At 54.1% G+C, this 11,081-nt stretch carries 8 protein-coding genes and 1 pseudogene; 6 read left to right on the top strand and 3 right to left on the bottom strand.

From position 1 onward, the window contains the following. Both ACJROR_RS09920 and rsmD read left to right on the top strand, forming a co-directional pair. A pseudogene (locus ACJROR_RS09920) lies at positions 1-309 on the top strand (sodium-dependent transporter); the annotation flags it as partial. Between the two features lie 69 nt (positions 310-378). Next, positions 379-1,062, top strand: coding sequence for a 16S rRNA (guanine(966)-N(2))-methyltransferase RsmD (gene rsmD / locus ACJROR_RS09915; protein ID WP_406546937.1), 684 nt, complete (start codon positions 379-381; stop codon positions 1,060-1,062). 54 nt (positions 1,063-1,116) lie between these two features. Here the strand turns inward: rsmD and ACJROR_RS09910 are convergent, their stop codons facing one another. After that, a complete protein-coding gene (locus tag ACJROR_RS09910) occupies positions 1,117-1,614 on the bottom strand; it encodes an SMI1/KNR4 family protein (RefSeq protein ID WP_406546936.1) in 498 nt (165 codons plus the stop codon). Between the two features lie 260 nt (positions 1,615-1,874). Next, the gene (gene pykF / locus ACJROR_RS09905; protein WP_406546935.1) at positions 1,875-3,287 is read right to left on the bottom strand and encodes a pyruvate kinase PykF; all 1,413 of its coding nucleotides are present in this window, start codon (positions 3,285-3,287) and stop codon (positions 1,875-1,877) included. Between the two features lie 322 nt (positions 3,288-3,609). On the opposite strand from pykF, the gene ACJROR_RS09900 reads away from it, so the two are divergent. After that, the gene (locus ACJROR_RS09900) at positions 3,610-5,511 is read left to right on the top strand and encodes a hypothetical protein (RefSeq protein WP_406546934.1); all 1,902 of its coding nucleotides are present in this window, start codon (positions 3,610-3,612) and stop codon (positions 5,509-5,511) included. 115 nt (positions 5,512-5,626) lie between these two features. Here the strand turns inward: ACJROR_RS09900 and metE are convergent, their stop codons facing one another. Continuing rightward, positions 5,627-7,930 carry a 5-methyltetrahydropteroyltriglutamate--homocysteine S-methyltransferase gene (gene metE / locus ACJROR_RS09895; protein WP_406546933.1) on the bottom strand — a complete coding sequence of 768 codons (2,304 nt, stop codon included), beginning with the start codon at positions 7,928-7,930 and terminating at the stop codon, positions 5,627-5,629. Between the two features lie 527 nt (positions 7,931-8,457). Between metE and ACJROR_RS09890 the strand changes: the two genes are divergently transcribed. The 3 genes from ACJROR_RS09890 to ACJROR_RS09880 all read left to right on the top strand — a co-directional run. Further along, complete coding sequence (locus tag ACJROR_RS09890) at positions 8,458-9,423, top strand: hypothetical protein (protein WP_406546932.1); 966 nt, start codon at positions 8,458-8,460, stop codon at positions 9,421-9,423. A gap of 52 nt (positions 9,424-9,475) precedes the next feature. Continuing rightward, positions 9,476-10,312, top strand: coding sequence for a L,D-transpeptidase (locus ACJROR_RS09885; RefSeq protein WP_406546931.1), 837 nt, complete (start codon positions 9,476-9,478; stop codon positions 10,310-10,312). Positions 10,313-10,683: 371 nt separating this feature from the next. Continuing rightward, on the top strand, positions 10,684-11,081 hold a 398-nt coding region (locus ACJROR_RS09880; RefSeq protein WP_406546930.1), incomplete at its 3' end, for a trigger factor family protein.

Raw genomic sequence — 11,081 nt, 5'->3', positions numbered from 1 at the left:
CTGCTTATTATGCTGCTTTCCGTCCCCTGCGTGCTGGGCTTTAATGTCTGGTCGGACGTTACCCTGATGAACTGGAATATCCTGGAGGCAGAGGACTTTATTGAAAGCAATAACATTGTCCCTTTGGGATCCCTGGGATTTGCGCTTTTTGTGGCCTTTGGCTGGGGCTTCTCCCGGTTCCGCGAGGAGATGAATATCGGGGAGGGACCGAAGCTTCCTGCCTGGCTGGCCCCGTATTTCAAGTACGTGATCCCCCTTATCATTGCCTTGGTCTTTATTCTGGGCTACTGGGACAAATTCCTGACCTAGCGGAAAGACGGACTCTCTGACCGGAAAATGCTTACGGGACAGGAAAAAAAACAAAAGGATCCACACCAAATGAAATATCAGAAAGCAAGGAGCAGCGCCTCCTCCCGGGATACCGCCGGAAAACGCGGCAAGGGCGTTTCTCAGGGCAAAACCGGAGCTCCCGGCCGCGGTTCCGGGACGGTGCGCATAATAAGCGGCAGATTCCGGGGCCGGCGGCTTCCGGTGCTGGACAGCGAGGGACTCCGGCCCACCACCGACAGAGTGCGGGAGACCGTGTTCAACTGGCTGATGTTCCGGGTGGCAGGCTCATCCTGTCTGGATATGTTTGCGGGAAGCGGCGGCCTGGGTTTTGAGGCCTGGTCCCGGGGCGCCCGGAGATCTGTGCTGCTGGAAAAGAATCACCAGGTTTTTCAGAACCTGAAAAGGAATGCCGGGCTCCTTGCCGACAGGGACAGCGCTGGCGGCCTGGAGGTTATCGAAGGGGACGCGCTCTCCTGGGTCAGAAGCTATCACGGGGAACCCTTTGATATCGTGTTTCTGGATCCTCCCTTCCGGAAGGGCATGCTGGAGGAGGCTCTGGCTCTCCTGCCCGGCATCGTCCGCCCCGACGGCTTTGTCTACGTGGAGCAGGAGTCCGAGGCTGCCATAACTCTTCCCGGTTTTTTAAGACCGTACCGGGAAGGCCGGGCGGGGCAGGTGGTGTACCGGCTTTTTCAGATGGCCGCAGAAGGGCCGGAAAAAGAGCCGGCATAAGAAAATCGGCCGGAAAGCTGTAACAGGCAGAGGGGAAGGGGATTACGCTCCGCCTTAAAACGTGTCGTATTCCGCGGCATATTTCTGCCAGTGTTTGACTTCGGCATTCATAAATTCCCAGAAATTATCAGCGATTTTTTTCAGAGAGCCTTTTCTGCGCACCTGACACGAATATACTGCGCCGGTAACGCTGCTTTGAATAAAGATGGGAAGGTCGGGCTCGAAATTCCCGATGCAGTAGCAGTCCTCCGGAAAATCCAGCCCGAGTTCCTTGCTGTTATTCCGATGAATAACGGTTACCTCCGCGGTATCATTGAGATCGCAGTCCACGTAGATATCTCCCACGATTTCAAATGAACGATAATGCTTCACAAACTCCCGGTAATCCTTGAAAAGAGGGAGTCCCATAATCTGTTCCATTTCAAGGATTTCCTGTTCGGTATGGCCGTTATCCGCATCGGCCTCAAAGCTGAACTCAACTGCATCAGGCTCTGAGCTTACAATGGTAATTTCGCTGAGAACTTTTTCCAGTTCTTCGTATGTTTTGATCATGCTGGTTTCCTTGGGTTTCCGAAAAACAAAATGTGGATCGCTATTGTTTTAAATGCTGTTCCCTGTTATGGCATTCGTTCATATGCAACAGCGCCAAATAGCAGTCTGGTGAAATTTTGACCGGGATGCAAAAAAAAAAAAACTGCGCTTTTCTTCACGTATTTAAAGGGCGGCGGGAGAGAGTGCGAAGCCAGAAATAAAAAAAGGGCCGAAAGGCCCTTTTTCAAGTTTATGTCCCGGTGTTTCCGGAGATAATCAGATTAAAGCACCTGAACAGAAGAGGTGTTGGTGGTGCCGGAAGCAACCTGAGCGCCGCACACTACCACAATGGCATCGCCCTTCTTGGCCAGGCCGCTGTTAATGGACTCGGCGCGGGCTACGGTAATTAGCTCGTCAAGAGACTTCACCTTCTCATGAACTACCGGGGTTACGCCGCGCACGATGCAGAGCTGCCGGGCAGTCTTCATGTTGGGAGTAATGGCCAGAATGTTGCTGGTAGGGAAGTACTTGCGGATGGCGCGGGCAGTGCGGCCCTGAACGGTGGATACCACAATGAGCGGAGACTTCAGGTTGCAGGCCATTTCCACAGCGCCCTGACATACGGCCTCGGTGATCTCGTTGGTGTTGTGGTCATCCAGATAACGCGGAGTTACCACCGGATCGGTGCGTTCGCAGATGGAAGCCATGGTACATACGGCTTCGTGCGGATATTTGCCCTTGGCGGATTCGCCGGAAAGCATTACAGCATCGGTGCCGTCCAGAATGGCGTTAGCCACGTCGCCGGCTTCGGCGCGGGTCGGACGCGGGTTCTTCTGCATGGAATCCAGCATCTGGGTAGCGGTTACCACGATCTTGCCTACTTCATTGCAGCGGCGGATGATGCGCTTCTGAGCAAAAATAACTTCCTGAGGCGGAATTTCCACGCCCATGTCGCCGCGGGCTACCATGATGCCGTCGGAAGCGGAAAGAATGTCTTCAAAGTTATCAAGGCCTTCCTGGTTTTCGATCTTGGAGATGATCTTGATGTCCTGGCCGCCGTGGGTATCAAGGAAGGTACGTACGTCATCGACGTCCTTCTTCTTGCGCACGAAGGATACGGCAATAAAGTCAACGCCCATCTGCGCGCCGAATTCCAGGTCGCCCTGATCCTTCGGGGAAAGTGCCGGCAGGTTGGTGATTACGCCCGGAAGGTTAACACCCTTCTTGTTGCCGAGCTTGGCATTGTTAAGGACTTCGCATTCGGCTGCAGTTTCGTCGGCGTTCTTGGAAAGAACCTTGAGGCCGATAAGACCGTCATCTACCAGAATGATCTTGCCCACTTCGATGTCGTGCACGAGACCGGGATAGGAAACAGCGCAGCTCTCATTGGTGGTAGGCTTGGTCATGTCAGTGTGAATGGTAAACTTCTGTCCCTTTACCAGTTCTACCTCGCCGTCGTTGGGAACTTCGCCGGTGCGGATTTCAGGACCTTTGGTATCAAGAATGATGGCGTAGATTTTGCCGGTATCCTTCATAATCGCATTGATGGTTTTAATGCGGGCGCCCTGCTCTTCGTGATCGCCGTGAGAGAAGTTGAGGCGCATAACGTTCATGCCAGAATCAAGAAGATCCTGAAGGACTTCGCGAGGCTCGGATTTGGGTCCGATAGTACATACCATCTTAGTTTTCTTCATACAAATTCCTTAGAAAATAGCTCAATCATCTGAAAGGCCGTCATTACCGGCAAACTTCCCGCGCATTTTACCTTGAAAATGTGATTAATTCAAAAATTTCGTAAAATGTTTTGGCAATTTTTGTTCAGGAATCTGCTTCCGGTGTTAGAGATGCTCCGGCAGGTTTTAAGCGTTTTGCCGTTCCCGTCCGGGAGTATTCCTAATTAATAGGACAGATGTCCGGTCAGGATTGGTTTTTCCGGAGAGACTCCGGCGTTATTCCTGCTCCTTCCGGCGGATTATGGATGCCGCCATTTTTTTGTATTCCAGGAGTTTTTTTCCGATGGTTGTTCCGAACAATGAGTTTTTAAACCGGCTTCTGGACAGCATTACCAAAGCCCAGAACGACAGTGATGACCAGACGCCGGACGGAGAAAGCAGCGCCGCCCGGGGCTTTCAGGATATCCCGGGGATTCTTGCGGACATTCGTTCCGAGCTTCAGGGCATTAACCGGAATCTTGAGGTTTTGGTGGCACTGGCGCAGGGAAACGGCAGAAAGGACTCCCGGAGATCCTCTTTCAGGGCGGGATCCCAGTCTCCGTTTTTCATGACGCCCGGAGTCCGGGAGGAACTGGCCGGAGTTGCGCTCCCTCCCGAGACGGAACCCCTGAGAACATTCCTGAACAGTCATGATCTTTATATTGTTTCCGCCGGCCTCAGAAAAACCGTTTCCCCGGCAAACGGCACGGGGATGCGGGAGTTTGCGGGGTTTATCGGGAAGCATTACGGCGATCTTGCCCCGGCATTGCGGGAAATCCGCCGCCACTACAGCGCGGACAGATACAGCTTCCGCTGGCGGACGGAGCCCGGATTCTTCACGAGCCCGGCCGGGGAGCGGTTCTGGCAGGAGCTTCAGGATCTGGGCCTTGCCTCCAAAACCGCCGGCTCCCGGGGCTTTCCGGAAATCCGGCTCAGTGAGGATCCTCCGGCGCGTTATTTCCTGACTGGCGGCTGGCTGGAAATGCTGGCCGTAATACTTGTTCAGGAAACCGTTAAGGAGCTTTTTGAGGACTCTCCGGACATCAGTCTTCATTTGGCCGGAAATCTTGCGGTGCGTTCCGGTGACGAAGAGGACTTTGAAATGGATGTCTTCTTCCTGCTGAACGGCATTCCCTTCTGGATCGAATGCAAAACCGGATCCCGGGAGAGCTGGCAGGAGGATCTTATGCGTTACCGGGAGCTTAAGGATCGCTACCCGATTCTGGGTCGCAATGTCTTTCTCCTTTCCTCTGACATTGAACCGGAATGCATGGAGCCGCTGTCCCGGGAATCCGGCATCAGAGTGGCGGATATTCCCTCCTTTAAAAGGACGCTCCGGGACTCCGTGCTTTCCGATATTGCCTCCGGAGACATGGAGGGGAATTCCGCCGCATGCCTCAGAAAGGGCGCTCCCGAGCCGGAACGCGAGATCCCGGAAACTCAGGCCTATGAGAACAATCCCGGCTTTCAGAGACTCCGGGAGCGTCTGGCCCATGCCGGAATTGAGACTGCCGACCGTAACACCATTCCCGAAGAGCTGGATGATGCTGTCAATGATTTTGCCGCCTTTTTATGGGAGCGGCGTTCTCGGCTGGATCACTTTGACTGCCTCCTGAGAACGGCTCTTAACGGCGGGGATCTGGAGATCCCCACGGGAGAGATTCCGGATCGCCATTCCCTGAATTATCAGTTTGCGGTCTGGCTGCAGGATCTCGGGTTTATTTCCGGCTATGAATACAGCAAAAAGAAAAGAGTTCTGGAGCTCCGGGAAGTTAAAAGCTCCCGTTACGGCGAATTCGTCAGCGTTTATCTCTGGCCGGCATATGTTGCGAGGCGGATTCTGAAGAAGTTTTCCGGCCGGGATGAAAGCGAAATGCCGGTGATCCTGAGACGTCCGGTATTCCGAAATGCCGCGGGAGACGAGGCCGAGGCGGATCTGGCAGTGGAAACCGGCGCTTCCTGGAGGTTTATCATCGCCGGGGATCCGGACGAAGCTCCGGAGGATTTCATAATAAGAATCCGGGCTCTTCTTAAGGCCGGCATTCCCGCTGAGAGCGTTCTTGCGGTGACGCCGGCCCCCGGAAATGCCCAGAAGGCCCGGTTACGGGCACAGCCCGGGGTTTTGCTTCTGAGTCCCGAGGAAGCCGCAGGAGAAATTTTCCGGTCATCTTTCGCGGAGGTATCCGGCCGGGATCTTCAGCTCTGACGCAAAAAAGCCCCGGACAGTGTCGTGTCCGGGGCTTCTCTGTCATGCGACGGTTTTCTGCTGCCGTCAGATTAACATCTTACAGCGGGAGCTCATCTCCGCCCGGGCTGTCAGCTTAAGCGTTCTTTTCCTCAAGCTCCGCTCTTATTTCCCTCACGGCTGCCATCATGTTGTTCAGGCAGGGCCAGACTTCGGCATTGCCGCGGGTTTTAAGGCCGCAGTCCGGATTAATCCAGACCTGCTCCCGGGGCAGAATCTCCAGGATCCTTTTGATGGTGCTCTTGAATTCAGCCACGGAGGGAATGCGGGGGGAGTGAATGTCATAAACTCCCGGGCCCACTCTGGTTTCAAATCCGGCGTCCCGGAGCTCCCGGAGCAGCGTCAGATTTGACCGGGAAGCCTCAAAGGAAATCACGTCGGCATCCATGGCGTCAATGCTCTTCAGGATTTCCCCGAATTCGCTGTAGCACATATGGGTGTGAATCTGAGTTTCCGGCTTCACTCCCGAGGAGGTCAGTCTGAAGGCGTTCACGGCCAGGGTGAGATAGGCTTCCTGATCTTCACGGCGTAGGGGAAGCTTTTCTCTCAGGGCGGCTTCGTCGATCTGAATAATGCGGATGCCGGCCTTTTCCAGATCCAGCACCTCATCCCGAATGGCCAGAGCAAGCTCCATGACGGAGGATGCGGCAGGGATGTCCGCTGCCGGGAATGACCAGTTCAGAATGGTAATGGGCCCGGTGAGCATGCCCTTCACCGGCTTTTCCGAAAGGCTGGCGGCATAGCTGCTGATATCCGTGGTAAGAGGAGCGGTTCTCCGGATGGAGCCCCAGATAACAGGAGGCTTCACGCAGCGGGTGCCGTAGGACTGCACCCAGCCGTTATCGGTGAAGATGTAGCCCTCAAGCTTCCGCCCGAAAAATTCCACCATGTCGTTGCGCTCGAATTCCCCGTGCACGAGAACGTCAAGACCGGTGTTTTCCTGTTCCCGGATGCAGGCGGCAATGAGCTTTCTGATTTCGGCATCATAGGATTCCCGGGTTATTTCTCCCAGACGGAACTTTTTCCGGAGAGCCCGCACCTCGGCGGTCTGCGGGAAGGAGCCGATAGTGGTGGCGGGGAGCGGCGGGAATTTGAATACCTGATCCTGCAGGGCGAGACGCTCCTTCCGGGCGGGCTTTCTTGCAAAATCGCTTTCCTTGAGACCGGTTACCCGGCTCTGAAGCTCCGCATCGGCGGCAAATCTGGGAGCGCGGAAGAGATCCCGGTTTCTTTCCGAAATTTCGGGAGCGGCGCTGCCGTTAAGAATGTCCCGGAGCTCCCGGAGCTCGGCGGTCTTTTCCGCGGCGAAGGCCAGGTGCTTCAGCTTTTCCGGAGACAGGGTCTTTTCATTTTGGAGGGATACCGGCACATGCAGGAGGGAGGCGGAGGCGGTAATCACAATGCAGGTCTCCGGATGATCCTTCTGGATTTCTCTCACGATTTCCAGGGACTCATCATAGTTATTTTTCCAGATATTCTGGCCGCTGACCACCCCGAGACCCAGTTCAAAGCCCGGTTTAAAGGAGACTTCCCGGAGGAGATCCCGATTCCGGTTGTTACCGGAAAGATCCAGCCAGAGTCCGGCATAGCCCATATCGGGAATATCCTTCATAACGTCTCTGATGTCGCCGTAGCTGGTGCCCAGATAAACCTTAAGGGGCAGATCCCTGAGAAGTCTTTCGTGCATGCGGCGGAACATGGCGATATCGGCAGCGCTGAGATCCATGGAAAGAGAGGGCTCTAGCGCGGTAAATTCGGTAATGCCGGCTTCCCTGTTCAGGGTGAGGAGAAGCTCCCGGTAGACGGCGGTTACGCTTTCCTCAAGTTCTGCGGCATCCCGGGTTCCGGTGATGCGGGTAAGCTTGGCAAAGGTGAAGGGGCCGGGCAGCACGGGACGGACAGCGATGCCGCACTCGGAAGCCTCCTTAAGGGCCTCAGTCAGAAAACCGGCGTTAACTTCGGGGGTAACCCCGTCGTCAAATTCCGGCACCAGATAGTGATAATTGGTGCCGAACCATTTCTTCAGGGACAGCGCCACGGCATTCCGGCCGTCCTTCTGATAGCCCCGGGCCATGGCGAAATAGAGCTCCAGACCTTCCAGATTAAGCTCCCGGAAGCGTTCCGGGATAAAGTCCAGCGCCAGAATGAGATCCAGAATGCTGTCATATAACGAGAAGTCCAAAGCGGGGATGACGTTCAGATCTGCATCTTTGAGAAATGCCAGATTGTTTTTTCTGATGGCGGCAGCCTTCTGGCTGAATTCATCCAGAGAAAGCTCATTCCGAAAATAGGCTTCAGAGATAAATTTGAGTTCCCGGTTTGCTCCGATGCGGGGGTAGCCGAGAATGCCTGCCTGAACGGCGGAATTAGCGAGTGTCATATGTTCTCCTTGGATAATGCTATGGCGGGGGATTCCTGCTCCGTTATCAGATGACAGGACATTACTCCTGACTGATTCCGTGTGCGCGATGCTGAGCGCAATTTCCGACCGCCGTTTCTTAAACCGTGGTTATGTTAGTGTTAACTCTCTGTATAGACAATTTAAATATATTTACAGCTATCTATAAAAATAGTTTATAACATGCTCCGCCTGCTCCGATTCGGGGCTTAAGATCGCTGTCCTGACGGATCCTGTTTTTTTGACGCGGCCAGCCGGCGGATCTGAAACTCAGTGATTTTTTACGGGGGAGGGAATTTTCAGGTGGCGTCATGTGTGATGTGAAACGCTAAAAAGCCTGCGGCAATTCTGTATAATCAGTGATGATATTCAGGAAGGGAACCCGCTCCATAAGCTTTCTCTCCCGGCATACGGCGTTTCCCGGCATGTTCAGGAAGTCCCTGCCTGTTATTGCAGGAGCATTGTTCCCCGGATGCGTTTTCTGATCTGTTAATTCATGAAGGCTTTCCTTGAAAACTGACGGCATTTCTTCGCGACTGATTACGCTGAAAACCAAAATCGGCGCCTACATGACTCTCGGAGCTGTGGGGGGCGCGGGGATTTTTCAGAGCTCCGAGGCGCTGGAGGCCGCCGGAGTGGCCACCGCCGTGGTTTCTCTCTGGCTGCTTTCCCGGGAATGCTATCTTGCCTTCCGGAGAAGATCCGGGAAGAATGCCGGCCAGGATGGCATTGAGCAGGAGGATTCCGAAAAAGCCCGCCTCCTGAGAAAACAGGGGGAGCATCACTATGATCTGGGGCGGAAGTTTCAGAGCGGCGTCGGCGTAAATTCGGATTACAGCAGAGCCTTTCAGCATTTTTATGAGGGAGCCAAGCTGGGAAACCGGGAATGCGCCGCGGAATTAGGCACCTTCTATGAATTCGGCAAGGGCGTCCCCCGGAATGATTTTCTGGCTCAGTACTGGTACGAGGAGGGGGCCTACGGCGGATCCGGAATGGCCTGCTACTATCTGGCCAGATGGTATTTTGCTCAGGAGAAGAAGCTCCCCGAGTATCGGAGAAGGGCAGTGTACTTTCTGGACGAAGCCTGCTTCAGCGGTCATGCCAAGGCTCTGGAGCTCCGCAGCATCCTGATTCAGAAGAATTCCTTCACGGATTCCGCCACCGAGGCCCAGATCGGTTCCGCCACCCGGGACAGCATGTACGACTATGCCATCCATCCCGGTCTCAGAAAATACATCTTCCGGGGCGGCACCAGCAAGCCGGCGGAGATCCGGGCCGCCTGCCGCATTCTGGGCTTTCCGGTGGGAGACGACGGATCCTTTCCGGATCTGTCTCCCCGGAGAATCCGGCGGCATTACCATGAGCGCGTCAGAAAATACCATCCTGACGCCGACGGCAGCTGTTCGGAGGTCGATCGGGAAAAGCTGGAGCTCCTGAAAAGAGCCTGCGAGCTCCTCCTTAAGCTGAATTCCTGAGGTTCCGGGAATGCCTTTTCTTTTTCTTGATTTTATTGAACGGTGAAAACACATGATGCGAACTTTAGTTACTAAAAGGCTTAAGACCTCTCCGGGGGCGGATGCGGCATTAAAGACAAAGGCAAAGACAAAGACGGTCTCTCTCTTCGGAAAGCTTCTGGCGGCGGCTTTCTTCGCTGTTTATGCCGCAAGCGGAGCGGCACCCCCGGAGACCAATGCCGCTCTTCAGAATGAGGAGCCGCGTTATGCCTCATCTCCGGTCTGGGTGGCAGAATTAGGAGAAAAGCACCACGCCTCGCAGCTTTTTGTTGTTGCCGGCGTGGGGCAGACCACCGCTTATGTGTCCATGCACGAGAAGACCTCAGATGGCAGCTGGCGGCAGATTGTGAGCACCCCGGGATTTATCGGGAAATACGGTCTCGGCAAAAATCGGGAGGGGGACGGCAAAACTCCGGTGGGAGTGTTTCACTTCAATTATGCCTTCGGCATTGCCGATAATCCGGGAGTGACCGCCTTTCCCTACCGGAAGGTTGATAAAAATGACTACTGGTCGGGGGATGTCAGAAAGGATCGCCGGTACAACCAAATGGTCAGCATCAAGGATTACCCCGATCTCGACCGGGATGCCAGCGAGCACCTGATTGATTACTACTACCCGTATCAGTACGCTCTCAATATCAGCTACAACGAGAAGGGCGCTCCGGGGCTGGGTTCGGCCATTTTTCTGCATTGTCTCGGGGATCAGCGGCCTTATACCGGAGGATGCGTGGCCATTCCCCGGAGCGACATGATCACGGTGCTCAGGAATGTTCGCCCGGATTGCGTTGTTGTCATCGATTATCTCAAAAATATCAGTCAGGAGACTTACAAAAAGTGGGGGCTTAAGTAATCCGCGCCCGTTCCGGCTTCGGTTTGCCGCAGGACTTATGATCCCGGCAGGAGATCCGTTCATTTCCTGACGTCGGGACGGATCCTTCGTCAGATTCTGAGATCCGGCCCGGATCAAAACGGACGGCAATATTTTCCGAGACTGTTTACATGTTACCCCGGCGGTTATATAATGCGTCAGTTTTCAGGCTGCCCAAGTGATTTTGGGTGTATAGATTTGGTCCCAGTCTCCGGTAACGACAGGTTTTAAGTCAGCATTGTCATGTCTTCGGAGTCTGGAAAAGGCAGATGCGCAGGGAGATATCAGCAGTTTCTCCGTCATGCCTGAGGATCAGGCGTGTTTGCTGCGTTTCCGTTTGTTGAGGTATTAGAATGCAAGTTTCTATTGAAGCTTCCGAGGGTTTAAACCGTCAGTTGAAGGTTATCATTCCGTCTGCGGATTACAAAAAGGCGCGTCGCAAGGAATTTGTGATGATTTCCAAGAATCGCAAGTTCCCCGGATTCCGTCCCGGTCACGTTCCCGCAAACATTGTTGAACGCGAATACAGCGCCGAAATCAATGAGAGAACTCTCTCCACGGTTATTAATAATTCAGTTCTTGATGCAATTCGCGAGAGCAAGATCAGCAATGTCGAGTTTGACAGTGTGCCGGTAGTTGGCAATATTACTTTTAACGGCACGGATCACGACCTTGTTTACACTCTTGAAATCGAGGTTAAGCCTGAAGTGAATCTGGAGAAGGATTTGGCCTCCATTGACATTGAGAAGGT

It is taken from the genome of Succinimonas sp. (assembly GCF_045225735.1).
GTDB lineage: Bacteria > Pseudomonadota > Gammaproteobacteria > Enterobacterales > Succinivibrionaceae > Succinimonas.
This window is presented reverse-complemented; position numbering and strand designations above follow the sequence as displayed.